This window comes from Nocardia sp. CY41 (assembly GCF_009829325.1).
Lineage (GTDB): Bacteria > Actinomycetota > Actinomycetes > Mycobacteriales > Mycobacteriaceae > Nocardia.
In genome coordinates this window covers 1-24,165 of sequence record NZ_VUOS01000007.1, presented here as the reverse complement: position 1 = coordinate 24,165, position 24,165 = coordinate 1, and the positions used below count along the sequence as shown (strand labels likewise).

Here is a 24,165-nt window from a genome sequence, read left to right as displayed (position 1 = left end):
ACCGCAACTCTCTCAGAAATTGAAATATTAAGCAATTGAGACACCTGCTGAACTACGCTGATCCCCCGTGTGGAAAAGGATGCGCCGTTGACCGAGGAGCCGAACGCCGACGGGCCGGAGCGTGACGGACTGGAAACCGACATCGCCGCCGACATCCGCGCCCTCACCGCGATCTCCGAGCAGATCGGGCAGGTATTCGCGCGCACCAACGACCTGCGCGCCAACGATTTCCGCGCACTGATGCACGTCGCGACCGCCGAGTTGGAGGGTGCGCCGCTGACCGCGGGCGGCCTCGGCAAACTGATGGGGATCTCGTCGTCCGCGGTGACCTATCTGGTCGAGCGCATGATCGAATCAGGCCACCTGCGCCGCGCCGCCGACCCGGCCGATCGCAGGCGGGTCATCCTGCACTACGACGAGCACGGCATGGACGTGGCACGCGGCTTCTTCACACCGCTCGGGCGACGGACCCGCGCCGCGATGGCCGATCTGGCCGACGCGGACCTACGCGGCGCGCACCGCGTCCTGGTCGCGGTCGTCCAGGCGATGCGCGAGTACCACGACGAGCTGACCGCCGAGTGAACCCCGGCCCGCGGCTCAGTCCCGCAGGGCCTGCTCGCGCAGCGATTTCAAGGTCTTCGACAGAATCCGCGAGACCTGCATCTGCGAACAGCCGATCCGCTGGGCGATCTGCTCCTGGGACATCGAGTCGAAGAAGCGCATCACCAGCACCTGCTTCTCACGTTCGGGCAGCGCGGCCAGCAGCGGCTTCACCGCCAGATAGTTCTCCACGGTGCTGAAGTCCGGGTCCTCGGCGCCCAGCGAGTCCAGCAGCGAGGGACCGCCGGATTCCGCGTCGTCGGTGTCGGAGGCGGCGTCGATGGAAGAGGTCTGGTAGGCGTTGCGGGCGATGAGCGCCTGGGTCACCTCGTTGAGGTCCGCGCCCAGTTCCTCGGCGATCTCCCGCGCCCGCGGCATCCGGCCGAGCCGTTGCGAGAGGATCTCCACGGTCGGGCCGATGGTGGACTGAATCTCCTTGAGCCGCCGTGGCACTCGCACCGACCACGCGTAATCGCGGAAATGCCTGCGCACTTCGCCCATGATCGTCGGCACGGCGAACGAGAGGAAGGTCGCGCCGTGTCCCGGATCGAAACGGTCGACGGCGGCGAGCATACCCACCCGGGCGATCTGCAGCAGGTCCTCGAAGCTCTCGCCGCGCCCGCTGAACTTGCGGGCGATGTGTTCGGCCAGCGGGAGACAGCGCTCGATCAACTCGGCGCGCACTGCCTCGCGGCGCGGATCGTCGGGAGCCAGCGCGGCCAGCGCGGCGAAGAGCGGCTCGATGTTGTCGTAGCTGTCGCCCCGCGACTTGCGCTTGGCATCGACCTGATTCGGCTCGCTACTCATTATTCGAGCCGCCGCGCACCCAACGGAAGTCGACGACAGTGGGGTAGCCGCCCGCGGCGGAGTCGTGCGCGCCGCGCGACGCCGAGACCGAATCCGTCAGCGTCGCCACGATGTGCCAGCCGAAGCCGGACTCGTCCGGGCTGGTGTCCGACACAGTGACGGTGGAGACCCGCACGTCCACCGCGTCGTCCTCGAAACCGAAGGCGCACTCCAGTTCCGCCCCGTCCACCGCGTCCAGCACCAGCGCGCTGGCCACCTCGTCGAGCGCCAGCCGGATGTCGGTCACCTCATCGATGCCGAAATCGGCCATGAGCATGACCGTCTCGGCCAAGGCACGCAACATCGCCAGCTGTTCGGACGTCGCGGGCACCCGCACGCTGATCGTGCCGGTCCGCGTCGTCGCGGGAGGAGTCCCCTCACCCTTGCTCATGCACAGCTCCCAGAAGTCGCGCCGTCCGTCGGAGCGCCAAGCCTACGCCCTCTCGTCCACGGGCTTCGATCGACCACGGCACAACACGCGCGTCGTCACCAGCGGCGGCGCGCCGAGCAGGCCCGCCGCGCCAGAACCCGCGGGTCGCCCGACCACCGTCGACGACGATGACCAGCGCGTTCGACCGACTCGGTGGCCACGTCCTGCGCAGCGCGGCACGGATGCCCGCCGCGCCGCCGACGATTCGTTCGAAGATCATTCCGTCCCCGTTGTCCGTTTCGCCGGGAGACGACGGCGGCCGTCCTCGACCGCACGCACCAGATCGGTGTACGCGATCTCCAGTTCGGCCAGCCGGGTCCAGGCCGCATGCATGCGCTCGCCGCTCGGGTCGTCGTTCATCAGCAGATAGAACGCTTCTTCCGCGACCGCCGCCATCCCGTCGATCACCTCGCCCAGGCTGGCGTCGTGCAGCCGGACGCCCGGCGCGGCGCGCGGCAGGTGCAACGTCGCCCACGTGTCGATCCGGTCGACCAACTCGGCACGGCGTCGCCGGATCTCGACCTCGTCGCGCGCGTCGTCGCGGCACTGGCGGTGCAGTTCGGTCAACTCGCGCGCCCACCGGCCGACCGGGCCCTGCACGTGCTGCCCGCCCAGCGCGCACAGCAGAGCGCTCGGACTCGGCAACGCCGCGTTCTCGGACAGCTTCCGCGGTCGAGCACGCTGGACCAGCATCGGCCTACCTCCCCGGCACGACCGCACCGATCGCGCGGCCGGTCGTCCAAGCCTTCATCAGGACAGCGTTCATTCCGGATCCGGCATGCCCGCTGTCGGCGCGCGCAAACTCACAGGGGCGCAGTCAGTTCGAGATGGATGCCGTCGGGGTCGGAGAACGACAGGATCGCGATCCCGAAATCCGCCATCTCGGTGATCTCGCCGTGTTCGATGCCTGCCTCGGACAGGCGAGCGGCGGCGGCCACCAGATCGTCCCGCGCGGGAACGGTGAAGCTGAGATGGTCCAGACCCACCCGTTCCGAATCGAATCGGTCGGTCGGGTCGGCCACCGGCCGCAGGCCCAGCAGCATGCCGTTGGCCTGGAACACCACGCCACCGAACAGCCGCATCGGATCGGTGCGCACCGCCGGATCGTCCGGGCTGCCGGGGGATTCGGCGGCGATCGGGAAACCGAGTACGTCTCGGTAGAAGGCACGAGACCGAGCGATGTCGGTCACCGTCAACCGGATGTGGTGGGTTCCGGTCGTTTCGATCATGGTCACGCGAACTCCCAGCAGACAAGGTACGGCGGGCTCGATCGGCTCGCCGGGCGGTACTGCCGGTCGCGAGCCGTCTGGCGATGACGGTAGGACAGAATCGCGCCGGAACCGAGTGTCGTGAACGACATCTTCGGTACCGTTTCCGACATGGACGTCGTCGTCTTCGTCGTGGACGGCGTAGCCGACTTCGGTTACGCCGCTCTGCTCGAGACCTTCAACACCGCCAATGCCGTGCGCGCCGAACTCCCCGGCTCACCGGAGCCGTGGCGAGTGCGCAGCGCGTCGTTCGGCGCCACGGTGCGGTCGGGCCACGGCAACACCGTGCCGACCATCCCGCTCGACGAGCTCGGCGACGACTTCGAGCTGATGATCGTGCCCGCGGTGAACGTCCTGGAGGCCGCGGCGCTGGTCGACCTCGTCTCCGCCCCGGCCAGCCGTCCCGTACTGGACCGGCTGATCGCGGCCCGCGACCGGGGAGCTCATCTCGCCGGCGCGTGCACCGGAACGTTCTTCCTGGCCGAGGCGGGCGTGCTGGACGGCTCCCCCGCCACCACGAGCTGGTGGCTCGGCCCCAGCTTCCGGCGCCGTTATCCGCGGGTCGACCTCGATGAGGGCCGCACGCTGTGCCGCGGCCGTGGCGTCAGCACCGCGGGCGCGGCGCTGTCGCACATGGACCTGGCCCTGTCGCTGATCGCCACGAAGAGCCCGGCGCTGGCCGAGCGCGCCATGCGCTACCTCGCCGTCGGCGCGGGACGACCGCAACGCGAGTTCATCGTTCCCGAGATCATCGCCCGGGGCGATTCGGTCACCGCCGCCTTCGAACGCTGGGTCCGCGCGCACCTCGGCGACAATTTCCGGATCGCCCAGGCCGCCCGCGCCATCGGCGTCACCGAACGCAGCCTGCAGCGGGCCACACACGCCGAACTCGGTATGTCCCCCACCGAATTCGTGCACGACATCCGCCTGGAACGCGCCGTGCATCTGCTGCGCACCACTTCGCTCACGGTGGACGCGGTGGCCGCCAAGGTGGGCTATCTCAACGCCGGGACCCTGCGCGGTTTGTTCCGCCGCCGACGCGGCATGTCGATCTCCGAAATCCGCATGACGCGCCTGTCGTACTGAGTCCTCGATCGCCCTCGCGGCACCCGAAGCGGAGGCGCTGTACGCCGCCGCGGGCCGTTTCGGGCGCCGGTCGATCACCGCGCCTGGCTGATCGTGCTCGTCCCGGCGGCGCATCCTCCGGCGACGGCGACAGCTCTCGCCGAACGTCGGTAAGGGCGACAGCGGACTTTTACCACACCTTCTTTTTCGAGTAGTTCGCTACTCGTGTGCGGACGACGCCGTGACCCGACGATGGCGAAAGCAGGTGCGACGACGACGTCTCACCACAGCGAACCTCGAACACGGAGTCACCCATGCCTGCGAAAAAGAGCTCACCCGCCCGCCGGACGCCTACCCGGAAAGACGATCTTCGCGCCGCACTGCGCAAATTCATCCGCAGCAAAGGGGAGAATTTCCTCGAAGATCCCAATATCTCCTCGATCGGCGTCGGCTACAAGCAAGTCGACGGAAAGCCGACCGGTGAGATCGCGGTGCAGTTCACCGTGAACGAGAAGGTGTCCGAGCCGGAGGAACTCGAAGCGCTCGGCACGTCCACGATTCCGGAGACCGTCACCGTCGACGGGATCGAGGTGCCGACCGATGTCCTGCAGCGCAAATTCGAGCCCGCCTTCCGGCTGGTCGACGAAGCGGCGGCGCCGGAGCGCAAGACGCGCCTGGATCCGATCGTTCCCGGAATCAGCGTCGCCCACCCCTCCGGCACAGCCGGAACGATCGGTTGCGTGGTCTACGACCGGGACGACGGGACCCCGTACGTACTGAGCAATTGGCACGTCCTGCACACCTCGGCGGGCAGGCTCGGCGACGACGTCGTGCAGCCGGGGCCGCGCGACGACAATCGCATCGACCGCAATCGGCTCGGCAAGCTCGTCAGGTCCCATCTCGGCGCGGCGGGCGACTGCGCCGTCGCCGTTATCGAGAACCGCCATTTCAGTGGCGAAGTCAGCGGGCTCGGCGTCGTCCCGGACCGCCTCGGTGACCCCGAACTGGGCGACAAGGTGATCAAGAGCGGCCGGACCACCGCGGTCACCCACGGCATCGTGCGGCGCGTCGACGTGGTCGCCAAGATCGACTACCGCGGCGTGGGCAGCAAGAGCATCGGCGGCTTCGAGATCGGACCGGATCCCGGCCATCCGCCATCCGACGGCGAGATCAGCAGCGGCGGCGATTCCGGATCGGCGTGGTTGTTCACGCTCCCCGACGGCACCACGAGCACCGTCCTGGCCGGATTGCATTTCGCCGGGGAAACGGGCTCGGACACCGACGAGCACGCGCTGGCCTGCCTGCCGCAATCGGTGTTCGAGAAGCTCGGCATCACGTTGACCCCGCCCGCCCCGGAAGAAGTCGCGGTCGTCGCCGGATACGATCCGCATTTCCTCGCGTCGCCGATTCCGCTGCCCGAGGTGGACGCCGAGGTCCGCCCCGACGTGGCGACCGCACTCGACGGCGCGGACGTCCTGCACTACACGCACTTCTCCCTCGCGATGCGCCGCTCGCGCCGCTTCGCCATCTGGGTGGCCTGGAACATCGACGGAGCCTCGATCAAGAAGCTCTCGCGGAAGAAGATCGACTTCGTCAAGGATCCGCGGCTCGACGCGGACGCCCAGGTCGGCAACGAGCTGTACCGCGACAACCGGCTCGATCGCGGCCACCTCGCGCGCCGCGCGGATCTGCTCTGGGGCAGTATGCCCGAGGCGGCGAAAGCCAACAAGGACTCGTTCTTCTACACCAACATCACCCCGCAGATGGACGACTTCAACCAGAGCATGCGCGACGGGCTCTGGGGACGGCTCGAAGACGCCGTCTTCGCCGACGCCACCGTCGACGACCTCAAGGTCAGCGCGTTCGGCGGCCCGGTCTTCACCGCGGACGACCGGGAATTCCGGCAGGTCCGGATCCCGCGCGAGTTCTGGAAGGTCATCGCGTTCGAGGACAACGGCGAACTGAAAGCCCGCGGCTTCCTGCTGAGCCAGAACCTGGATCAGCTGGAGGCACTCGATCTCGACGAGTTCCGCGTCTTCCAAGTCCCGTTGACCGAGATCGAGCAGCGCGCCCGCTTCCATTTCCCGCAAGCGCTACGGGACGCCGATCTGCAATTGGCGCCGGAAGAAGTCGCCGCTCCGTTGAACACGGCCGCGGACATCCAGTGGTGAGCCCGTACCGGTTCGATAGGTGACCGCTATACCGCGCGCGATTGCGGGGGCGCGGTGAATCCTTCGGCGAATTCGATGAAGTTCTGCACGACGGTTTCGCTCTCCCGGCGGACGCTGCGCTTGAGGAGAAGCCCCGGCAGCAGCAGGGAGGAGTGCAGCTCGGTGTGGTACCACACCTGCGATCCCGCGCGATCGTCGGACACTTCGAACCACCCGCCGCCGCCGAGACCGACACAGCTGTCCATGACCTGCCAGGACACACGGTCATCGGTCCAGTCGTATTCGAGCACCTGCAGGTCGGACCGGCCCAGCAGCGTCTCGGCGGTCACGTAAACCCGCTGCGGCCGCCCGGATTCGTCTCGGGTGGCCACGCGCGCATCCGAATACGTCGACCATTCGGGGAGCATTTCGATCGCGGCGACCGCATCGAAGACCTGGCCGGGATCGGCGGCGACGGTGAAATGTATATCCGTTTTAACGCGCATAACTCCTCCACCCCCGGTTCCAACCCGGCCGATTCTGCCCGGGGCGGTTCGTCTCCGTCAACCCGCTCTTAAGCAGCAATCACCGGCTATGCGCGAAGGCCGATGTCAGAAGCTCCCCATCGCTGAAAATAGGTAGACAGCTACCCACAGGCTATTGGTAGGTAGAATAGTTACCGGCGAGTATAAAAGTACGATCCCAGACTTTCGCCGCCGCCACCGCGGCAGCGATATGCCGACCACCGCGACAGCCGTTCGGCGATAGCCGGGAATACGCCGCGGCAGTGCCGAGCGGCCAGGTCCGGCACAGGCGCCCGTCTCCCTGCCCATTCGCCGGCTCGCAACCCACTCGGCACCTGCCCGACGACATCGGGCAGAGCTTTTACCCGCCGGATTCCGTCCAGGTGACCGGCAATTCGTGGACGCCGTAGATATTCATGTCGGTCCTGAGCCTCACCTCACCGGCGGGGATGGCGAGCTCGAGGGTGGGGAAGCGGCGCAGCAGTCCGGCGAAACCGGCGCGCATCTCGATGCGGGCCAGTTGCTGGCCGAGGCATTGGTGGACGCCGTGGCCGAAGGACAGATGACCACGTGCCTTGCGATGGATATCCAGGGTGTCGGGGTCGTCGAAGCGCTGGGGGTCGTGGTTGGCGGCCAGCAACGAGACGACGACGGTCGACCCCTTGCCGATCGTTTCACCGCCGAGTTCGATGTCGTCCGTGGCGTAGCGGTAGAAGATGTCGGCCACGGACAGGTAGCGCATGAGCTCCTCGACGGCGTCGGGGATCAGCCCCGGGTCGGCGCGCAGTTCGGCCGATTGCTCGGGATGCTCCAAGAGCGCGAACGTGCCCAGTGCGAGCATGTTGGCGGTGGTCTCGTGGCCGGCGAGCAGCAGCAGGAAGGCGATGCCGGTCAGCTCCTCGATGGTGAGGTCTTCGTGGCGAGCCAGGTCGGACAGGATGTCCTCGCCGGGTTCGGCGCGCTTGGCCGTGACCAGTTGGGCCAGGTAGGTGGTCATAGCGCCGTACGCGGCCATCTTCTCGTCGAGCGACTGATCCTTGACCAAGAACTTGGCGGTGTTGATCTGGAACGTGGCCCGGTCCGCGTAGGGAACACCGAGCAGTTCGCAGATCACCAGCGAGGGCACCGGCAGGGCGAACTCCTGGACCAGGTCGACCGGCGGGGCCAGGCGCGCCATCTCGTCCAGTTGCCGCTCGGTGATGTCGATGATGTGCTCTTCGAGCTGCTTCATGCGCTTGACGGTGAAGGCGCCGATGAGCTTGCGCCGCAGCCGCGTGTGGTCGGGCGGGTCCATGGCGATGAACAAGCCGGGCGTCTGCGGGGACGGCTCGGTGGCGACGGGCATGCCGGGCGTCTCGTACGGCACGTGGACGATGCCGATGTCCTGGCGGGAACTGAACCGGGTGTCGGCCATGAGCCTGCGGACCGCGTCGTAGCCGGTGACGAGCCAGCCCTCGTGCCCGTCGGGGAAGATCATCGGACTGACCGGGCGAGCCTCGCGCAGCCGAGTGATCTCGCGGGGCGGGTCGAACGGACCCGCGTCGCGCTCCAGGGGAAGGCCGTGCGGGATCGGAACTGGTCGGCTCATCGGTTTTCCTCTCGTGGTGATTGCTCGACGATGGTGATCGCGCCGGACGGGCACACCTGGACGGCCGCACGGACGGCCGCCGCCCACTCCGGCGCGGGTGTTGAGTCCAGCGGCACCACCGGCCGTCCTCGGTGTCCTGGTCGAATACTCCGGGGGCGGTCAGCACGCACATACCGGCGCCGATGCAGCGCTCCCGATCCATCCTGAGTTCCATCGGTTACCCCTCCGCCCAGGCGACCGGGTGGGAACGCGCGGCGTATCCGAGTGCGTCCGCGTGCGGCGCGAGGATCATCCTGTCCGCGTACGCCTTTCGCCGGTCCGAGGCGATTGCTGAACTGTTCACCCGAACACTGTCGCCGGCCAGGCTGATACCGGACTGACACCGGCCTGACACGTCCACTGACACGGGCCCGTCGAAGCGGTTGTCACCGGGGGGACGGGTGGCGACGCCGACCGCCGATCGTCCACGGCAGAATGGTCCGGTGCTGATCGGGATGCTTGGACCGCTCGAGATCCGACTGGATGACGGCGGATCGATCGAGGTGCCAGGCGCTCGGCTACGGGCACTGTTGATCGCCCTCGCGCTCGAACCCGATCGCGCGGTCCCGAAAATGACGCTGGTCGATCGGATTTGGGGCGAACAGCCGCCCGCCGACACGGCGAACGCCCTGCAGGCACTGGTCTCCCGCCTGCGAAGAGTGCTGCCCGATGGGTCGCTGGACGGGCAGGCGGGCGGGTACCGGCTGGCGGTGCAACCCCGCGCCGTCGACGCCGTGCGTTTCGAACAGCTTCTCGACCAGGCCCGCGGCGGTGACGACGCGCATCGGGCCGCACTGCTGCGCGAAGCTCTCGACCTGTGGCGCGGGGCGCCGATGCAGGACATCGGCCTGTCCGACAGCGCGGCGTTCGACGCGGTGATCACCCGGCTCGAGGGGCTGCGCCTGGCCGCCATGGAAGATCTGTACGAAGCGGAGATCCGTCTCGGCCGGGGCACGGAGCTGGTCGCCGAGCTGACCGAACTGGTGGCCCGGCATCCGGTGCGGGAACGGCTCGTCGCCGCGCTGATGCGCGCGCTCGCCGCCGCAGGTCGTGGCGCCGAGGCGCTGGTCGCGTACCAGCGCGCACGGGAGGCACTCGCCGACACGCTGGGCGTGGATCCCTCCCCCGAACTGTCCGCTCTGCACGTCGCGCTGCTACGCGGCGAAGTGCGAGCGGAGAAGACCGACCCGAAGACGAACCTGCGGGCCGAGTTGACCAGATATGTGGGCAAATACGCCGACATCGCCGCGGTACGCGAACTCATCGCCGACCATCGGCTCACCACGCTGACCGGGCCCGGTGGCTCGGGAAAAACCAGGCTGGCCCTGGAAACCGCGCGCACCATGCTCGACGACCTCCCGGACGGGGCCTGGCTGGTGGAACTGGCGTCGGTCGGCGCGACTGGCGACGTGGCGCAATCGGCGCTCGCCGCGCTCGGCCTCCGGGACGCGCTGCTCGGCGGCGCGCCGAACGCCGAACCGATGGACCGCCTCGTCGCCGCGATCCGCGAGCGCGAAACCCTGCTGATCCTGGACAACTGCGAGCACGTGATCGAGGCCGCCGCGGCATTCGCCCACCGGGTGCTCGGGGAATGCCGGCGGCTGCGGATCCTCGCGACGAGCAGGGAACCGCTCGGCATCACGGGTGAGGCGTTATGGCAGGTCGAGCCACTGGCGTTGCCCACGGAGGACGCGAGTCCCGGCGAGATCGAGTCCTCTCCGGCGGTTCAGCTGTTGCGGGACCGGGCCGGCGCGGTGCGCAAGGATCTCGCGGCCGATGCCCGCACACTGTCGACCATGGCTCGCGTCTGCCGGGCGCTCGACGGAATCCCGCTGGCGATCGAACTGGCCGCGGCCAGGCTGCGCACCATGTCCCTCGATCAGCTCGCCAACCGCCTCGACGATCGTTTCCGTTTGCTGACCGGCGGCAGCCGTACCGCGATCCCGCAGCACCGGACATTGCGCGCGGTCGTCGACTGGAGCTGGGAGCTGCTCACCGACGCGGAACGGATGGTCCTGCGCAGGCTCGCGGTGTTTTCCGGCGGCGCGAGCCTGGACGCGGCCGAGCAGGTCTGCGTGGGGATCGGACCCGAAGGGGACGGAAAGAACGCGGCGGTAGAGCAGTGGGAAGTGCTCGAGCTGCTGACCGCGCTGACCGAGAAATCGCTGCTGCTCACCGCCGGGGCCAGCGGGCCGCGCTTCCGGATGCTCGACACGATCAAGCAGTACGCCCTGGACCGGCTCGTGGAAGCGGGGGAATCCGAGCAGGCGCGCCGGGCGCATCTCGCCTATTTCACCGAACTCGCCGACGCCGCGGAGCCGCGCCTGCGCCGCGCCGACCAGTTGGAGTGGCTGGCCACGCTCGAGGCCGAACACGACAACATCGCTGTCGCGATGCGCGGCGCCCTTACGGCCGGCGACGCGCCCGGGGCGACGCGGCTGGCGGCGGCCGCGGGCTGGTACTGGTGGCTCAGCGGGCACAAGGCCGAGGGCATGGAGCTGATCACCGCGGCCGCCGACCTGCCCGGCGAAGTGGACGACGAGATCCGGGCCAGGGTGTACGGGCTGGTCGTGCATTTCCTGGTCTCGGGGCCGAATGACGAACAGCAAGTCGCGGAATGGATCCACAAGGCATACCGGTTGAGCCGGCGCAGTGAAAGCCGGTACCCCCTGCTGGGGTTCGTCGTCGCGATGGAACGCATGCTGGAGGGTCCGGACGCGTTGCTGCCCGCCTTCGAGCCACTGCTCACCGACGACGACCCCTGGGTGCGGGCGCTGGCCCGGCTCCAACTGGGCAAGGCACGGATCGCGCTCGGCCAAGAGGGACGGGAGGCGGACGAGTATCTCGAGACGGCGCTCGCCGAGTTCCGGGCGATCGGCGAGCGCTGGGGGATTTCGTTCGCGCTCACCGAGGTGGCGAATCGAATCGCCATGCGCGGTGCGTTCGCCGGCGCGTGCGAACATCTCGACCAGGCGATCGGGGTGGTCACCGAGGTCGGTGCGATCGAGGACGTCTTCCTGATCCGGGCGCGGCAGGCTCAGCTGTACTGGCTGCTCGGTGATGCCGAAGCGAGCGCGGCCGCCATGGCCGAGGCGCAGCGGTACGCGGACCGGTCCGCCTGGCCGAACGCACTGGCCACACTCGCCCTGACGAAAGCGGAGCTGGCCCGGTGGAGCGGCGACACCGAGCAGGCGTACCGGCAGATCGACCTCGCGACAACCCTGCTCGGCGGTGATGCGGAGCAGAGTTACATCCAAGCGGTGACACACGACCTGCTCGGCTACCTCGCGGACGATCTCGACGAAGCCCGCGAACAACGAGCCGCGGCCTTCCGGGCGGCATCCGCCACGGGGTATTCGCCCCTGGTCGCCCAGGTGCTCGTCGGGGTCGCGGATCTGGCGCTGCGCGACGACCAGGACGAGCAGGCGGCGCGTCTGCTCGCGGCGAGTGCCCGAGTGCGCGGACTGCCCGATCGTGCCCAACCGGATGTGGGCCGGATCGAGCAGACAGCACGACGTCGCCTCGGTGAGGCACGATTCACCGAGGCGACGAGGGAGGGTGCGCAGGCGAGCTGGCGTGAACTGGTCGAGACGACGCTCCTTTCTTGATCGTGGCGGAAGCCGGCCACACTGCGGTGCACGACGCCGTTGGGAATGTGCCGGCGGCTGGGTGCGCTAGGCGGCGGTGGCGTGCCGGATGATGATGTTGCCGTAGGAGTTGCGCGCGTAGACCCGCACGACGTCCTCGTTGTCCTCCGTCCGGCCGATCGGTCGCACCTGGTTCTGCACGGTGCCGTGCTGGGCGTTGGTCTCCAGCCATGCCGCGCTGCCCGGGCTGATCCCGACCCGCAGCTCGCCCATGGAGGTTTCCAGCCGGAGCACGCCCCGGGATGCTTCGCCGATGTGGATGTCGCCTTTGGCGGTTTTCGCGGTCACCGAGCCGCGCGGGCGCTCGACGGTGATGTCCCCGGCGGACATCCGCAGATCACACTCGCCGAGTTCGCCCGAGCCCAGCAACCGGCCAACGGCGGCGGTGCCCTTCAGCCGGGAGCCGGTGGGCACCTCGATGGTCACCTCGATGGACGGGTTACCGCCGAACGGGGTATAGGTGCGCCAGTCCTTGGACGTTCGCACGGTCAGCGTGCCTTCGCGGAAATCGACCCGGGTCTGCTCGGCGGCGCGCACGTCACCCCGTTTGGCCGCATCGGCAGGCCGGACTTCGACGACGGTGTCGGCACGGTCCGAGGCGATCACGGTGACGCTTCCGGAGAGCACGTCGACGGCGACGGTGATCGGGTCCGGTGTCTCGAATGTGGGCATGGCTGTCTCCTTCGGTAAATGGATGCGATGCGCGTGACTACACGCGCTTGTCGAACGTGGCTCTCGACCACAGGTATCCGACGAGGGCGAATCCGGCGCACCAGGCGAGCGCGGCGGCGGTGTAGCCGCCGGACGGGTGGCCACCGAGAAACCCGCGCAAGGCTTCGATGATCGGCGTGAACGGCTGATACTGCGCGAACTGCCGGATACCCGGTCCCATCTGGTCGGCGGGCACGATCGCGCTGCTGACGAACGGCAGCATGATCAGCGGCACCACGGTCATACCCGCGGATTCCGGAGTCTTCGCGGCCATGCCCAGCGCGACCGTGAGCCAGGCGGCCGCGAACGAGGTCGCCGCCATGACGCCGATCGCGCCGAGCCAGTGCAGCGCGGTCGCGGGCGATCGGAATCCCAGCGCGAAGGCCACACCGAGCACGGCCGCGATGGCCACCACGTTGGTCACTACGGTGGCGGCGACGTGGCCGGTCAGCACCGCGCCGCGGGAGACGCTCATGACCTTGAACCGGTTGATGACGCCCTTCGCCATGTCGGAGCTCACCGAGACCGCGGTGCCCGACAATCCATAGCTGATGGCCAGCAGGATCATGCCCGGCGTCGCGTAATCGATGTACTGTTCGCCGACATCGAACGCGTTCCCGAAGACGTACACGAAGATCAACATCATCACCACCGGCATCAGCGCCGCGTTGAAGATCGTGACCGGCGTCCGGGCGATGTGCTTGAAGTTGCGCCGCAGCATGATCGACGAATCGGCCAGCGGTGCGGGAATGGTGCTCATTGTGCGACAGCCTCCGTGGTGGCGTGACCGGTCAGGGCGAAGAAGACATCATCGAGGTCGGGTGTGTGGACGGACACCTCGTCGGCGTCCACCGAGTGCTCGGCGAGCCGATTCAGCAGGTCCCGCAGTGATTTCGTCCCGCCGTCGCCCGGGACCCGCAGGGTCAGGGCCTCGTCGTCGCGGGTGGCGGCGGCCAGGATGCGCGCCGCCGCGTCCAGTTCCGTGATGCCCGCGAACCGGAGCCGGATGTGGCTGCCGGGTACTCGGCGCTTGAGGTCGTCGGGCGTGCCTTCGCCGACGATGCGGCCCTGGTCGAGCACCGCGATCCGGTCGGCGAGCTGATCGGCTTCTTCGAGGTATTGGGTGGTGAGGAAGATCGTCACACCGCCTGCCGTCAGTTCCCGCACGATTTCCCACATGGTGCGGCGGCTGCGCGGATCCAGTCCGGTGGTCGGCTCGTCCAGGAAGATGATCTCCGGTTTGGTGACCAGTGTCATCGCCAGATCCAGTTTCCGGCGCATGCCCCCGGAATAGGACGACGCCTGCTTTCGCGCCGCGTCGACCAGATCGAACCGGTCCAGCAAATCGGCGATCACCCGCTTGCTCTCGTCGGCCCGCAGATGGTGCAGATCCGCCATCAACCGCAGGTTCTCTTCCCCGGTCAGCAGGTCGTCCACCGCCGCGAACTGGCCGGTGACCCCGATCGCCGCGCGGACCGCGTCGGGCTCGGTCGCGATATCGTGCCCGGCCACGCGCGCCGTGCCGCCATCCACCTTCAGTAGCGTGGTCAGCACGTTCACCGTCGTCGTCTTACCTGCCCCGTTCGGACCGAGCAGAGCGAAAATCGTCCCGGCACCGATGGTCAGATCAATGCCATCGAGGATCGTTCTGTCCCCGTATGCCTTCCGCAGCCCGGAAGCTGCAATTGCTGTGTTGTTCACACGAGCACTGTCGCCAACCGGGCTGATACCGGCCTGACACCGGCCTGACATGTCCGCTGACACGCCGTCCGGCCGCCGTACCGCGCCCGCATCGAAAATATGTTCGACTCGAGGTAGGGTGCCGGAGCATGCCGGAACTCGAGCCCATCCAGTTCGCTCAGATGCAGATAAACGCCGTTCGCAGGCAGCTGCTCGACGCCGCCGCCTTCGGAAAGCACCTGCGCCCTGAGCAATTGGAGAACATGGCCGGAAGATTGGCCGAAGGGTTGCGCGCCTACACGGAAGCCATCACGTCCACCACCCCACCCACCGACGGCCGCGCCTGCCTCGACTACCGACGCCGCCATCGCTGACGCCCCCGATCCGGCATCGTCCGCGAGGTGTCATCCCGGCGAGCGGTCCCCAGCCGGAGGGTCGGACACCTCTATCACTTCGGCCGACCCCTCAACCCGAGCCGACTGATTCGACATCGTCATGAGTCCTGGGACGCACTGGTTGGCACCGACTCGGCGGCGGCCGCGAGCATGGCGTGATACCAGTGCTGGGGCACATACGATTTCGCTGTTTACAACGCGTCCACAGCACCATCAATGCCCTTAGGCTGGAGTTATGGAACCGGGTGCGCTCCTGCGTGCCGCTCGGGAGGCGGCGGGAATCTCGCTGCGCGCGATGGCCGCGCGGAGTTACTACAGCAAGGCTTACTTGTCGTTGATCGAGACCGGCCGGCGTCCGGTGCCTGCCGGAGTGTCCGCCGCCTACGAAAGAGTGCTGGGCGCGGACGTGGAGCGACTCACGGCAGTGGCGCGGACGCCGGCAAGTGTCGACCCCACCGCCCTGTCCGACGTGGCAGTCATGTTGGCGGCTACGCGGCGCGTCGAGGATGCGGCCGGGGCTGTGGCGGTGCTTCCCACAGTTCGGGGCCTGGCTGCCATGACCGAAGCATTCGCCCGCGAAGCGCGCACAGCGAAGGCCGAGGCGACGTCTCTCGCGTCGGAGGTCACGCAGTACCGGGGATGGCCCGAGCACGCGATCGGAGCCGATGTTGCCGCGCGGCGTAGCGTCGGCACGGCGGTAAGCCTGGCAAAGGAGTCCCGAGACCCGGACCGGCTTGCGCACAGCCTGGGCTTTCTCGGCTACGTGACTGTTAGCGCCGGGAATTACAGCGAGGTGGTCGCCCTATCGGACGCCGCTCTGGCGATCCGGGACGCACACCCCATCGTCAGCGCCTACGGGCGAATGCGGCGAGCGGAGTTGCTGGCGGCACATGGGGAGCGGCGCGGAGCACAGCGCGCGCTGACCATGGCCGACGCAGCGACGGAAGCGGCGGACGGCATCGAACCCCCCGCGTCGATGTATTGGTGGAGCACCGGATTCGGGGCAGTACAACGCGGAGGTGTGCTGGCTCTGCTGGGGCGCACGACCGAAGCAGTCGCGGAGGCGACATACGGGCTGGCTGCGATGCCGCCCGAGCACCGTGAGAGCGATTGGTTGGCCTCCGCGTTACGCCGAATCGACCCGGACATGAGCGGTACATGATGCGCTCGGCCGAATCAACCTGACCACCGGGACTTCGGACGGTCGGGGCATCGGGCGTAACAGCCAACCGACCGTCGACCAACCCGCTCACATGGTCGCAGACAGGGTACGTCGGGCACCGGCGATCGCGTATCCCATGCGTTCGTTCACACAGCTCGATCATCGTCGCGCAGCGCATAGAAAAACGACGCTCGGCAATTGACCCGGGCGGACCCCGGAAGCGTCCACCGAGCGGGACCGGCACCGATCACTCCGACGTGCCGGGCAGGCACAGCCACCCGGCACGATCGTTTCCGAGCATCGCGCCGGAGTGCGCGTTGCCGCGGTCAGGCGCAGACGCGATTGAGCTCGTCGGTGTAGGGGTTGAGGTCGGCAACATTGTCATCCACCAGCGCGGCGGCGTAAGCGGTGATGGCATCCCGCTCCGCGCCCTGCGCCAGATCGGCCAGGCCGCTCAGCCTGCCGGACAGCGCGGTCGCCGTCGCCTGGTCCAGGCTGCCACCGCTCGTGTCGATCGCGACGTTGATCAGCTCGATGGCCCTGGCGCATTGGGGGGACTGAGCGTGCGCGGGCGCGGCCGGCAGGAAGAGCAGAGCGGCCGCGGACAGCGCAGCGGCGAAGGACGTCGACTTGATCATCATTTCCTCTCAGAGCGTCGGCGTGATCGTAGCCGCCGCGGCATGCGATCCGGAACTTTCGGACACCGGGGGTGGGAACTAGACCCCCTAGGGTGTCTAGTTGCTGATCATTTGCTATTCGAGGATTGGAGGTGCGCGTTCCCCCATCGCACGATCTAGGAAGAACGGATTCTATGTCAATCGCCATCGACCGGACGCTTCTCACCCGCACCGCCGAGCACCCGATTCCGGCGACAGCGCCGACGACCGTGCCCGTCATCGAAGCGATTGCGACCGGTGCGCCCGGTCTGGCCCTCGACCAATCCGTCGCAGCGGACTGGATAGCTGAGCGATTCACCGACCCGGAGCAGCAGAACCGGATCAGACGCCTCTTCCGCAAAACCATGATCAACACCCGGCACTTCGCGGTCGACCCGCTGGATTCTCCGCTTCCCGCGCCCAGCCGCAGATCAGCGCTGATCCAAGATCGAATGCACTTGTTCTACCGCCATGCCGTTCCGCTGGCGGTCGATGTGGCGCGGCGCGCACTGGCGGGTATCGACCCCGACGACCTCGGACTTCTCGTGTTCGCCACGAGCACCGGCGTGATCGCGCCCGGCGTCGACGTCGCGGTCGTCGAAGACCTCGGCCTGCCTCGTTCGGTCGCTCGCCTGGTGGTCAACTTCATGGGCTGCGCGGCGGCGATGAACGGAATCCGCACCGCCTCGGACTTCGTCCGGGCCAACCCCGGCAAGAAGGCGATGGTCCTGTGCATCGAGCTCAACTCGGTGCACGCCGTCCCCGTCGAAGACATCGATGACGCGGTGACCCACAGCTTGTTCGGCGACGGGTGCGGCGCGGTCGTCATCGGAGCGAATCCCGAGGCGAAGCAAGCCGAACCAGGGACGATCGTCATCCGGGACAAATTCACCCACCTGTTCGAGGCCACCGAGGACGGCATCGCGGTCGGCGTCAACCACGACGGCATCACCTGCGAGCTGTCGGAGAACGTGCCCAGGTACATCTACGACGGCGTCGCTCCCGTCGTCGGAGAAATGTTGCGACGCAACAACTTGCGACAGTCCGACATCGATGCGTGGGCGATCCACCCGGGCGGCCCGAAGATCCTGCTCGAATCCGCGCGATCGCTCGGCCTCCCGCCCGAAGCCGCGGCGACGAGCTGGCAGGTTCTCGGCGAATACGGGAACATGTCGAGCGTCTCCCTGATCTTCGTGCTCGAACGGATCGCCGGTCGAACCGAAGCGAACAACCCGACCTCGACGGGCGTCGCGTTCTCCTTCGCACCAGGAGTCACGATCGAGGGATTCCTCTTCGACGTCGTCCACTAGGGATCGCGCTGTCTCTCGCCCCACCCGTTCACCGAGACCCCGCCGCCGACAGCGATCTTTCCCGAATTTTCTAGCTCAGGAGTACTTCGGGACGGGCGAGGCTCGAACGGGCGGAAGCCTCACCCCGTTCGGTGCCGCGAAGGTCGGCACGAGCGAAGCGGAAGTTTCTCAGCCCGAGTACAATAGAACCCCCTCAGCGTCGAATCCGAGGGGGTTCTTGCGTCTATCGGGGCCTACAGTCCCCGGCGTTCCAACAGCCAATCCGTAGCGGCCTCCACGTCATTGGCTGGAACCTTGCGCGTGTAGTACCTGGGCGGAGTCACCCACCGCAGGCGACGCACGCCCCGCACCGGCCGCCCAGCCCACCCGCCGTACTCACGCCTGAGCGCATACGCCTTCCCGGAGCCCGCAGGAGCGGGCAGTAGCAGGGCTACTTGCTGACGCAGCCGAAACCAGCGACCCGACCACACGGTGCGCCCCCTCGACGTATGCGGTACATCCATGACGGTCCTCATTGGTTGCAGTTGATGATGGTCGGCGGCGTCTCCGCAGAGTCGCTGGCCTGTTCGCCGCTGGATTCCACGTCGATTCTAAGTGTCGCTCCAGGCCCCGTCCTCGCAGTGGGTGTTGTAGGCGAGGATGTTGTACCACGGGTTCGGGCTGTCACTGTTGTTATCCGCAGCCCGACTGACCCATTTGCCGTCTCGAGCCCGGTATTCCAGTGAAAGGATCACATGGAAGCGCGTGGGCTTCTCGTCGCATGACACGAACCCACCGACCCCAATACCACCTTTGATCTGCATCGGATCGTGATTGAAGTGAGCTATGCAGGACAGAGCTTCGGCCGTCTCACCCGCCTGTGCCGAGGGCGCTTGGACGACCAGAGCGACGGCAACGGCTGCCATCGCTGCCGCGACCGTGGCACCTCGTCCGGACGATAGCAAATTGCGGATTTTCATGGTTCTCCTTCTTCTTTTCGATCAGAAAAAGGGCGTGCACGCAGAGCGGATGCACGCCATGAAATGAAAAGCGATCGGAGGGCACGCAGGAGCGCAGACAGCACAACCGTCCGTGGCCCCGCCCCGTGTAGTCCAGTCCCCCAGCCGCGCAATGGCCTTGCCGCGCCGCGATTCTCCCCCGCGAACCCCGCCATCCCTACCAGGACCAACGCCGGCGATCATGGTTCCACGCCCTGCTCGAGGCGCAATCGATTTCGAGCCGTCATCGTCAGTAGCACAACCAGGGCCGCCGCCGTCCGGTTCTCGCTCGGCCTCGGCGTGCCGACCCGTCGATTCGGGCCACACGATCGCCCAGACCAGCACGGCCAGCGGCAGGCCGACCGCGACCACGAACCCGAGCACGATCAACGCCCGGCACGCACTGCCGACCAGCGCGCGAACGACAAGCGGGGTAGCACCGTTTCCACGTCGGCCACGTCCATTACCCGGTTCAACTCCAGCGGGCCGAGGTGTTCCGGGCCGGGCATCACGACGGCGTCCACGTCGGCCGCGCGTACCTGGTCGAACAGCGGGAGTACCGATGCCACGTCGGGCCAGATCACCAGGTAGCCGAGATGGCGCGCCAGACGCTGAACCTGCGCCCGGTCCCATGCCAGCGAAGCGCTGACGTCCTGATCTACATATCCGAGTGCGGTCGGCCGGTTGCGCATCGGGTGCCCCTGTCCCTGTGTCACCTGCGGTCACCCGCCGCCGGGGACTCGATCGCCCAGCGGCGGGGCGTAAGTGAATCGTGCGCGCCGCGTATCGACCACGCCGGTGGGCGCGAACCACTCTGCAACGTAGGGAGATTCCCCCTACTCGTGACGTGGTGGCGTCCCACCAGCGGCCCTATCCTGGGGTTACCTCTTCGCGGAGGACATCTCCCCCCTGCCGACGGGCCGGGGGTACCCGCGAAGCGGACCCACCCCGCGAAGAAGGCAGGCCGCTATGCCGACCCCTGACGAACTCGCCGCACGCGCGATCGGCGAGCGCATCCAGAACATCCGCACACGCACCGGCCGCACCCGCGCCGTTGTCGCCGGTCTGGTCGGCCGGTCCGAGGACCTGGCTACGTGACGTCGAGAAAGGCCGTCTCCAGAACCCGCCGGGGCTGGACATGTTGCTACGGATCGGGCAGGCGCTCGGCGTGCGGGACCTCACCGAGATAACTGGCGACCATGAGTTGCTGGTCGGCATCTCGCGCCGCGCCGGGCATCCCGTCGTGCCAGCCATCCGCGAAGCGATAGAGGGCGTCGACCTCGCCCCGGCACCGTCGCCGATCGACCCCGCCGAACTCGCCGCGCGGGTCGACCGCGCCTGGCGGTTGTGGCACACCTCGGCGACACCGCGCGCCGACGCGGGCGCGATGCTGCCCGAACTGATCCGCGATGGCCGCCGCGCGCTGCGCACTCTCGACGGACAGGAACGCCGCGCCGCCGCCGCTGCACTGTCGGGTGCCTATGCGCTGTGCGAACAAGTCCTTGCCTGGGTCGCCCGACGCGCCGCTGTTGTGGCTCGCTGCCGATCGGTGCATGTCGGCCGCCGAGGTCGCCGACGACCCGGTAACGCTCGCGTCGGCATCCTGGGTACTCGGCAACGTCTGGCGCTCGACGGGCCGCGAGGAAGACGCCTACCATCTTGCGTCCGGTGCTGTGGCACTACTGGAACCGTACCTGGACGGCGACCAGGACGCACAAGCGCTCTGGGGCACCTGCCAACTGCACGGTGCGATCACAGCCGCCCGCATCGGCCGCGAAGGTGACGCGCTACGCGGCATAGATCAGGCCATGGGGATGGCGCGCGCACTGCCCGCTGGATCGGCGCACTCCTGGACCTTGTTCGGCGTTGCGAACACCGAAATCAGCGCGGTGTCGGTGCAGGTCGACCTACGCAAGTCCAGCAGGGCCTTGGACGCAGCAAGCGCCGTAGACCCCGATGCGGTGCCATCGGTGGACCGACGGTCGCGGCTGTGGCTCGAGCTGTCCCGCGCATACGCGCAACAGCGAGATTCGCTCGGCACGCTCGGAGCGCTGCGCACCGGCACCGCCGTAAGCGAAGAGTCGATGAGGTGCCATCCGTTGGAGCGGTCGCTGGTGGGCTGGTGGCCGAACTGGTCACGCACGGCGGTCGGCTGAACGAGCGCGAATCGCGGGCGCTTGCGGCGCGGCTCGGCGTCACTGCCTGAGCCGGGCACCGGCCCGGCTAGGTCTAAAACTGACAGAGGTTGTTGACAGTTTGGGCTCCTGATATGAAGAGGGGTCCTTATGGCCGAACGAGTTTGGAGTGAGAAGGACCTGGCCAGGCGTGCGAATCGGCGTTTGGCCGTTTGAGGTTCACCTCGAATGGTGGACAGGGTTTCAAGCAGCCTTGGCTGCGTCTGCCAGGGAGTGCTCGTAGCGTACGGGGTCGAGCATCCCGAGGGCGAAGTGCCGCCGATCATGGTTGTATCTTCGGATCCAATTGTCAACCGAGGCAACAAGTTCAACCTTCGTAGCGTAGACGTGCCGGTAATACGATTCGTGTTTGTAGGTCGACCAGAATGATTCGGCGGGGCTGTTGTCCCAACAGATCCCGGTGCCGCCCATCGACCGTTTCAACCGTGACGGTGGCAGGCTTGCACCGTCAATCCCGCAGTGAACTCGCCCCCGCGATCGGAGTGCAGCACGGTTGGCCAGTCCCCGATAACGCGACCACCCGGAAGTAGTGCCCGGGTTGTTTCGTCGGTTTCAATCGATCCCACAGCCCACCGGATGGTGGGTGTGGGTGCAGGCTGCAGCGTACTCGGCCGGTGTCCGATACCCCAGCGCTGAATGCCGGTGCCGCAGGCTATGGTCGGTCTTGAAGTCACCGATGACCACGCGGGCCTCGAGCAGCCAGGTCCAGTGGTTGCGGTTGAGGCACTCGGTGCGCAACCGGCGGTTGAACGACTCGATGTAGCCGTTGTTCCACGGCGTGCCGGGCGGAATGTAGGTGATCCCAATCCTGTTGGTGCAAAAGCGTTGCAGCGCTGTGGATATCATTTCTGGGCCGTTGTCGCACCGCAGCACCATCGGCACACCCCGGGTGGCGAACACCCGGGCGAGTTCGGCGACGAGTTTCTCGCCGGTGATGGAGCGTTCCACCAGATGCAGCAGCGACTCGCGGGTGTGTTCATCGACCATCGACGCGATCTTCACCGCCCGCCCATCGACATGGAGTCGAACTGGAAGTCCAACGCCCACACCGTCTTCGCCGCATCCGCGGCGACCGTCGGCACCGACGAGGACCCGAGGCGTTTGCGTCGGTGATGCGCCCGCACCTGCAAGCCCTCCTGCTTCCACAACCGATGCACCCGTTTGCGGTTGACCCGATGCCCCTCGTCGAACCGCAACGCCGCCCACGCCCGACGGAACCCGTGACAAGGGTTCTTTCGAGCGTATTCGCGCAGCCAGGCCCTGGCACCGGCGTCGGGATCGTCCGGGGTTTGATCGAGTGGCAGTCGCCGGAAGGTGGACCGATGGACCCCGACGACCTTGCAAGCGAACCGCTCCGACATGCCCTTGACCTGCACAAGCATGCCCACCGCCCGCCGCTTGGCCGCCGGGCCTAGAAGTTTCCCCGAGCGATCTCCCGCAACGCGTCCTTCTCCAGCTCGGCATCGGCCAGCAGCCGCTTGAGCCTGGCGTTCTGCTCGCGCAGTTCCTTGAGCTCTTTGGCGGCGTCGGTGTCCATCCCACCGTACTGGCGCCGCCAGTTATACAACGTGGCAGCCGATACTCGCAGGTCAGCAGCGATTTCCTCACCCGAAGCACCCGCGGCGGCCAACTCGTCGGCACGACGCAGCTTCCGCACGATCTCTTCCGCGGAATGCCGTTTCCGTCCAGCCATGGTCCTCAGTGTCCCCTTCCAGCCCCTCACCGGGGCCAACGGGACTCTAGTTCCAGATGGTCTCATTCACCGGGGACAGGCCACGGTCCCGGCCACCGGACGCCCACGCACTGCTACGGCCTGCTCGATCGCCTGGCACACCACATCGGAACCGATGTGATCGGCTATGACGTGGGCGAGCACACGGCGGGAATGCCCGTCCCGGATCGCACACAAGTACATGTCGCCTTCACCGCAGGTCAGATACGTGAAATCGGTCGTCCAGACCGCATCCAAGCGCCCCTGGTCGAAGTCACGGCGCACCAGATCCGGCGGGAACGACGCCGCCGGATCGACCACGGTCGTTCTCACCTTGAAGGTGCGTGGACTGATGCCTTCGATCCCGATCTCGGCCATGATCGCCGCCACGGTCTTGGCATTGACCGTCTCGCCGCGTTCACGCAACTCGGCGGTGATCCGCGGAGAACCGTAGGTGCCCTCGGATTCGGCGTGCACGTCCAGGATCTGCACCGTCAGATCGGCACGGCGCTGCTACGGCGCTGCTGCCGAGGCGTCAAAACCGTTGCTGCCTTGCGCTTCACATGCGCGTAGTAACCCGAGGTGGACACCTTCAGCAGTCGCGCCATGCGTCGGATCGAGAATCGTTGCCCCTCGGGCTTGTCGGTGCCAGCGGTCTCGGCGATGTCATCGGGGCCGGCGTACTCGGCCATCAGATCGAACCGGGTCGGTTCTTCTGCATCGCGGCAAAGTACGCCGAAGCTTCTACCAAGAACGCGTTGTCCTTCTCCAGTTCGGACAACTGCCTGCGCAATCGCAGCAACTCCGCCCGCTCAGCCGAATCCAGAGGTTTCTCGCCGTGGACCTCGGCCGCGGCGATCCTACGCCGCTCGTCCTTGACCCGGGTACTCAACACGGTCTCGGGGATACCGAGCTCACGCGCGACCTCGGCGATCGAGCGATCGGAATCGATCACCCGATGGGCAGCCTCGACCTTGTACTCGGCCGTGAACGACCGACGCTTGCGAGGAGGCATAGTGGACATCCTTACCAGCAGAATCTTCGATCCTGCTAACTCGGTGTCCACTACTCGGGGTGAACCTCAGTTCTCCGGCATGCCGAGGAGGTCAGCGGCAATGTCGCTGCGACATGCCGCTACTACGGCATCAGCCGCAACGTCTTCTATCGCTGGAAACGCCGCTACGAGGACGAGGGCCTCGACGGGTTGAAAG

At 67.3% G+C, this 24,165-nt stretch carries 27 protein-coding genes and 2 pseudogenes; 10 read left to right on the top strand and 19 right to left on the bottom strand.

The window, feature by feature from the left end; translation table 11 throughout:
- The first annotated feature begins 87 nt into the window (after positions 1–87).
- Positions 88–582 (top strand): MarR family winged helix-turn-helix transcriptional regulator, encoded by a 495-nt coding sequence (locus tag GVY64_RS08770; protein WP_159840104.1) that lies wholly within the window; start codon positions 88–90, stop codon positions 580–582.
- A 15-nt stretch (positions 583–597) separates the two neighbouring features.
- Here the strand turns inward: GVY64_RS08770 and GVY64_RS08765 are convergent, their stop codons facing one another.
- From GVY64_RS08765 to GVY64_RS08750, 4 genes are all read right to left on the bottom strand, one after another.
- Positions 598–1,407: an RNA polymerase sigma factor SigF gene (locus GVY64_RS08765; RefSeq protein ID WP_159840103.1), complete on the bottom strand. Its 810-nt coding sequence runs from the start codon at positions 1,405–1,407 to the stop codon at positions 598–600.
- Entirely contained in the window at positions 1,400–1,837 is a 438-nt protein-coding gene (locus tag GVY64_RS08760) for an ATP-binding protein (protein ID WP_159840102.1), read from the bottom strand. The genes GVY64_RS08765 and GVY64_RS08760 overlap by 8 nt, the downstream gene beginning before the upstream one ends.
- 255 nt (positions 1,838–2,092) lie before the next feature.
- The gene (locus GVY64_RS08755; RefSeq protein WP_159840101.1) at positions 2,093–2,569 is read right to left on the bottom strand and encodes a hypothetical protein; all 477 of its coding nucleotides are present in this window, start codon (positions 2,567–2,569) and stop codon (positions 2,093–2,095) included.
- Between the two features lie 110 nt (positions 2,570–2,679).
- Positions 2,680–3,105: a VOC family protein gene (locus GVY64_RS08750; RefSeq protein WP_159840348.1), complete on the bottom strand. Its 426-nt coding sequence runs from the start codon at positions 3,103–3,105 to the stop codon at positions 2,680–2,682.
- A 150-nt stretch (positions 3,106–3,255) separates the two neighbouring features.
- Here GVY64_RS08750 and GVY64_RS08745 point away from each other — a divergent pair, with 150 nt between their 5' ends.
- Positions 3,256–4,230, top strand: coding sequence for a GlxA family transcriptional regulator (locus GVY64_RS08745; protein WP_159840100.1), 975 nt, complete (start codon positions 3,256–3,258; stop codon positions 4,228–4,230).
- A 293-nt stretch (positions 4,231–4,523) separates the two neighbouring features.
- Positions 4,524–6,380 carry a DNA/RNA non-specific endonuclease gene (locus GVY64_RS08740; protein WP_159840099.1) on the top strand — a complete coding sequence of 619 codons (1,857 nt, stop codon included), beginning with the start codon at positions 4,524–4,526 and terminating at the stop codon, positions 6,378–6,380.
- A gap of 26 nt (positions 6,381–6,406) precedes the next feature.
- Here the strand turns inward: GVY64_RS08740 and GVY64_RS08735 are convergent, their stop codons facing one another.
- The 3 genes from GVY64_RS08735 to GVY64_RS38675 all read right to left on the bottom strand — a co-directional run bounded on the left by GVY64_RS08735 (position 6,407) and on the right by GVY64_RS38675 (position 8,814).
- On the bottom strand, positions 6,407–6,865 hold the full coding sequence (locus tag GVY64_RS08735; protein WP_159840098.1) for an SRPBCC family protein: 459 nt from the start codon (positions 6,863–6,865) through the stop codon (positions 6,407–6,409).
- Between the two features lie 379 nt (positions 6,866–7,244).
- Positions 7,245–8,471 carry a cytochrome P450 gene (locus GVY64_RS08730; RefSeq protein ID WP_159840097.1) on the bottom strand — a complete coding sequence of 409 codons (1,227 nt, stop codon included), beginning with the start codon at positions 8,469–8,471 and terminating at the stop codon, positions 7,245–7,247.
- A 217-nt stretch (positions 8,472–8,688) separates the two neighbouring features.
- Positions 8,689–8,814 carry a hypothetical protein gene (locus GVY64_RS38675; RefSeq protein ID WP_268895609.1) on the bottom strand — a complete coding sequence of 42 codons (126 nt, stop codon included), beginning with the start codon at positions 8,812–8,814 and terminating at the stop codon, positions 8,689–8,691.
- 139 nt (positions 8,815–8,953) lie between these two features.
- On the opposite strand from GVY64_RS38675, the gene GVY64_RS08725 reads away from it, so the two are divergent.
- Positions 8,954–12,118, top strand: coding sequence for a BTAD domain-containing putative transcriptional regulator (locus GVY64_RS08725; protein WP_159840096.1), 3,165 nt, complete (start codon positions 8,954–8,956; stop codon positions 12,116–12,118).
- A 66-nt stretch (positions 12,119–12,184) separates the two neighbouring features.
- On the opposite strand, the gene GVY64_RS08720 is transcribed toward GVY64_RS08725, so the two are convergent.
- Genes GVY64_RS08720 through GVY64_RS08710 form a run of 3 tightly spaced genes read right to left on the bottom strand, consistent with a single transcriptional unit; the run spans position 12,185 to position 14,620 of the window.
- Positions 12,185–12,829: a DUF4097 family beta strand repeat-containing protein gene (locus GVY64_RS08720; RefSeq protein WP_159840095.1), complete on the bottom strand. Its 645-nt coding sequence runs from the start codon at positions 12,827–12,829 to the stop codon at positions 12,185–12,187.
- Between the two features lie 37 nt (positions 12,830–12,866).
- Complete coding sequence (locus tag GVY64_RS08715) at positions 12,867–13,628, bottom strand: ABC transporter permease (protein ID WP_159840094.1); 762 nt, start codon at positions 13,626–13,628, stop codon at positions 12,867–12,869.
- The gene (locus GVY64_RS08710; RefSeq protein WP_159840093.1) at positions 13,625–14,620 is read right to left on the bottom strand and encodes an ATP-binding cassette domain-containing protein; all 996 of its coding nucleotides are present in this window, start codon (positions 14,618–14,620) and stop codon (positions 13,625–13,627) included. Before GVY64_RS08710 ends, GVY64_RS08715 begins: the two co-directional genes overlap by 4 nt.
- Positions 14,621–14,697: 77 nt before the next feature.
- Between GVY64_RS08710 and GVY64_RS08705 the strand changes: the two genes are divergently transcribed.
- Entirely contained in the window at positions 14,698–14,922 is a 225-nt protein-coding gene (locus GVY64_RS08705; protein WP_159840092.1) for a DUF6374 family protein, read from the top strand.
- Positions 14,923–15,178: 256 nt separating this feature from the next.
- Positions 15,179–16,105: a helix-turn-helix domain-containing protein gene (locus GVY64_RS08700; RefSeq protein ID WP_159840091.1), complete on the top strand. Its 927-nt coding sequence runs from the start codon at positions 15,179–15,181 to the stop codon at positions 16,103–16,105.
- Between the two features lie 326 nt (positions 16,106–16,431).
- Here GVY64_RS08700 and GVY64_RS08695 read toward each other — a convergent pair whose 3' ends face one another.
- Positions 16,432–16,746 carry a hypothetical protein gene (locus tag GVY64_RS08695; RefSeq protein ID WP_159840090.1) on the bottom strand — a complete coding sequence of 105 codons (315 nt, stop codon included), beginning with the start codon at positions 16,744–16,746 and terminating at the stop codon, positions 16,432–16,434.
- 170 nt (positions 16,747–16,916) lie between these two features.
- On the opposite strand from GVY64_RS08695, the gene GVY64_RS08690 reads away from it, so the two are divergent.
- Positions 16,917–18,071 carry a 3-oxoacyl-[acyl-carrier-protein] synthase III C-terminal domain-containing protein gene (locus GVY64_RS08690; RefSeq protein WP_159840347.1) on the top strand — a complete coding sequence of 385 codons (1,155 nt, stop codon included), beginning with the start codon at positions 16,917–16,919 and terminating at the stop codon, positions 18,069–18,071.
- Positions 18,072–18,661: 590 nt separating this feature from the next.
- On the opposite strand, the gene GVY64_RS08685 is transcribed toward GVY64_RS08690, so the two are convergent.
- Entirely contained in the window at positions 18,662–19,030 is a 369-nt protein-coding gene (locus GVY64_RS08685; protein ID WP_159840089.1) for a hypothetical protein, read from the bottom strand.
- A 404-nt stretch (positions 19,031–19,434) separates the two neighbouring features.
- Positions 19,435–19,764, bottom strand: a complete 330-nt coding sequence (locus GVY64_RS08680; RefSeq protein WP_328820893.1) for a hypothetical protein — start codon at positions 19,762–19,764, stop codon at positions 19,435–19,437.
- Between the two features lie 253 nt (positions 19,765–20,017).
- Between GVY64_RS08680 and GVY64_RS38670 the strand changes: the two genes are divergently transcribed.
- A complete protein-coding gene (locus tag GVY64_RS38670; RefSeq protein ID WP_268895608.1) occupies positions 20,018–20,146 on the top strand; it encodes a hypothetical protein in 129 nt (42 codons plus the stop codon).
- Between the two features lie 46 nt (positions 20,147–20,192).
- Here the strand turns inward: GVY64_RS38670 and GVY64_RS37210 are convergent, their stop codons facing one another.
- On the bottom strand, positions 20,193–20,603 hold the full coding sequence (locus GVY64_RS37210) for a hypothetical protein (protein WP_201297955.1): 411 nt from the start codon (positions 20,601–20,603) through the stop codon (positions 20,193–20,195).
- Between GVY64_RS37210 and GVY64_RS37205 the strand changes: the two genes are divergently transcribed.
- Positions 20,602–21,204, top strand: coding sequence for a hypothetical protein (locus tag GVY64_RS37205; RefSeq protein ID WP_201297954.1), 603 nt, complete (start codon positions 20,602–20,604; stop codon positions 21,202–21,204). The two genes, GVY64_RS37210 and GVY64_RS37205, sit on opposite strands and share 2 nt — an antisense overlap.
- A 222-nt stretch (positions 21,205–21,426) precedes the next feature.
- On the opposite strand, the gene GVY64_RS08670 is transcribed toward GVY64_RS37205, so the two are convergent.
- The 5 genes and pseudogenes from GVY64_RS08670 to GVY64_RS08650 form a co-directional block, all read right to left on the bottom strand.
- Positions 21,427–21,654 carry an integrase core domain-containing protein gene (locus GVY64_RS08670; protein ID WP_159840088.1) on the bottom strand — a complete coding sequence of 76 codons (228 nt, stop codon included), beginning with the start codon at positions 21,652–21,654 and terminating at the stop codon, positions 21,427–21,429.
- A 141-nt stretch (positions 21,655–21,795) separates the two neighbouring features.
- Positions 21,796–22,936 (bottom strand): annotated as a pseudogene (locus GVY64_RS08665) (IS3 family transposase).
- Between the two features lie 66 nt (positions 22,937–23,002).
- Positions 23,003–23,446, bottom strand: coding sequence for an IS3 family transposase (locus GVY64_RS08660; protein ID WP_159840087.1), 444 nt, complete (start codon positions 23,444–23,446; stop codon positions 23,003–23,005).
- A gap of 2 nt (positions 23,447–23,448) precedes the next feature.
- Positions 23,449–23,646, bottom strand: coding sequence for a hypothetical protein (locus GVY64_RS08655; protein ID WP_159840086.1), 198 nt, complete (start codon positions 23,644–23,646; stop codon positions 23,449–23,451).
- A complete protein-coding gene (locus tag GVY64_RS08650; protein WP_159840085.1) occupies positions 23,646–23,969 on the bottom strand; it encodes a transposase in 324 nt (107 codons plus the stop codon). The genes GVY64_RS08655 and GVY64_RS08650 overlap by 1 nt, the downstream gene beginning before the upstream one ends.
- Before the next feature lie 81 nt (positions 23,970–24,050).
- On the opposite strand from GVY64_RS08650, the pseudogene GVY64_RS39070 reads away from it, so the two are divergent.
- Positions 24,051–24,165: pseudogene (locus GVY64_RS39070) on the top strand (helix-turn-helix domain-containing protein); the annotation flags it as partial.

Coding starts and splice junctions, on each gene's coding strand:
- GVY64_RS08715 (WP_159840094.1), bottom strand. CDS start 13,628: ATGAGCACCATTCCCGCACCGCTGGCCGATTCGTCGATCATGCTGCGG.
- GVY64_RS08690 (WP_159840347.1), top strand. CDS start 16,917: ATGTCAATCGCCATCGACCGGACGCTTCTCACCCGCACCGCCGAGCAC.
- GVY64_RS08765 (WP_159840103.1), bottom strand. CDS start 1,407: ATGAGTAGCGAGCCGAATCAGGTCGATGCCAAGCGCAAGTCGCGGGGC.
- GVY64_RS08740 (WP_159840099.1), top strand. CDS start 4,524: ATGCCTGCGAAAAAGAGCTCACCCGCCCGCCGGACGCCTACCCGGAAA.
- GVY64_RS08670 (WP_159840088.1), bottom strand. CDS start 21,654: ATGGGCGGCACCGGGATCTGTTGGGACAACAGCCCCGCCGAATCATTC.
- GVY64_RS08705 (WP_159840092.1), top strand. CDS start 14,698: ATGCCGGAACTCGAGCCCATCCAGTTCGCTCAGATGCAGATAAACGCC.
- GVY64_RS08750 (WP_159840348.1), bottom strand. CDS start 3,105: ATGATCGAAACGACCGGAACCCACCACATCCGGTTGACGGTGACCGAC.
- GVY64_RS08685 (WP_159840089.1), bottom strand. CDS start 19,030: ATGAAAATCCGCAATTTGCTATCGTCCGGACGAGGTGCCACGGTCGCG.
- GVY64_RS08730 (WP_159840097.1), bottom strand. CDS start 8,471: ATGAGCCGACCAGTTCCGATCCCGCACGGCCTTCCCCTGGAGCGCGAC.
- GVY64_RS08720 (WP_159840095.1), bottom strand. CDS start 12,829: ATGCCCACATTCGAGACACCGGACCCGATCACCGTCGCCGTCGACGTG.
- GVY64_RS38670 (WP_268895608.1), top strand. CDS start 20,018: ATGCCGACCCCTGACGAACTCGCCGCACGCGCGATCGGCGAGCGCATC.
- GVY64_RS08710 (WP_159840093.1), bottom strand. CDS start 14,620: ATGTCAGGCCGGTGTCAGGCCGGTATCAGCCCGGTTGGCGACAGTGCT.
- GVY64_RS37210 (WP_201297955.1), bottom strand. CDS start 20,603: ATGCACCGATCGGCAGCGAGCCACAACAGCGGCGCGTCGGGCGACCCA.
- GVY64_RS08735 (WP_159840098.1), bottom strand. CDS start 6,865: ATGCGCGTTAAAACGGATATACATTTCACCGTCGCCGCCGATCCCGGC.
- GVY64_RS08745 (WP_159840100.1), top strand. CDS start 3,256: ATGGACGTCGTCGTCTTCGTCGTGGACGGCGTAGCCGACTTCGGTTAC.
- GVY64_RS08700 (WP_159840091.1), top strand. CDS start 15,179: ATGGAACCGGGTGCGCTCCTGCGTGCCGCTCGGGAGGCGGCGGGAATC.
- GVY64_RS08760 (WP_159840102.1), bottom strand. CDS start 1,837: ATGAGCAAGGGTGAGGGGACTCCTCCCGCGACGACGCGGACCGGCACG.
- GVY64_RS08695 (WP_159840090.1), bottom strand. CDS start 16,746: ATGATGATCAAGTCGACGTCCTTCGCCGCTGCGCTGTCCGCGGCCGCT.
- GVY64_RS37205 (WP_201297954.1), top strand. CDS start 20,602: ATGTCGGCCGCCGAGGTCGCCGACGACCCGGTAACGCTCGCGTCGGCA.
- GVY64_RS08655 (WP_159840086.1), bottom strand. CDS start 23,646: ATGGCCGAGTACGCCGGCCCCGATGACATCGCCGAGACCGCTGGCACC.
- GVY64_RS08755 (WP_159840101.1), bottom strand. CDS start 2,569: ATGCTGGTCCAGCGTGCTCGACCGCGGAAGCTGTCCGAGAACGCGGCG.
- GVY64_RS08650 (WP_159840085.1), bottom strand. CDS start 23,969: ATGCCTCCTCGCAAGCGTCGGTCGTTCACGGCCGAGTACAAGGTCGAG.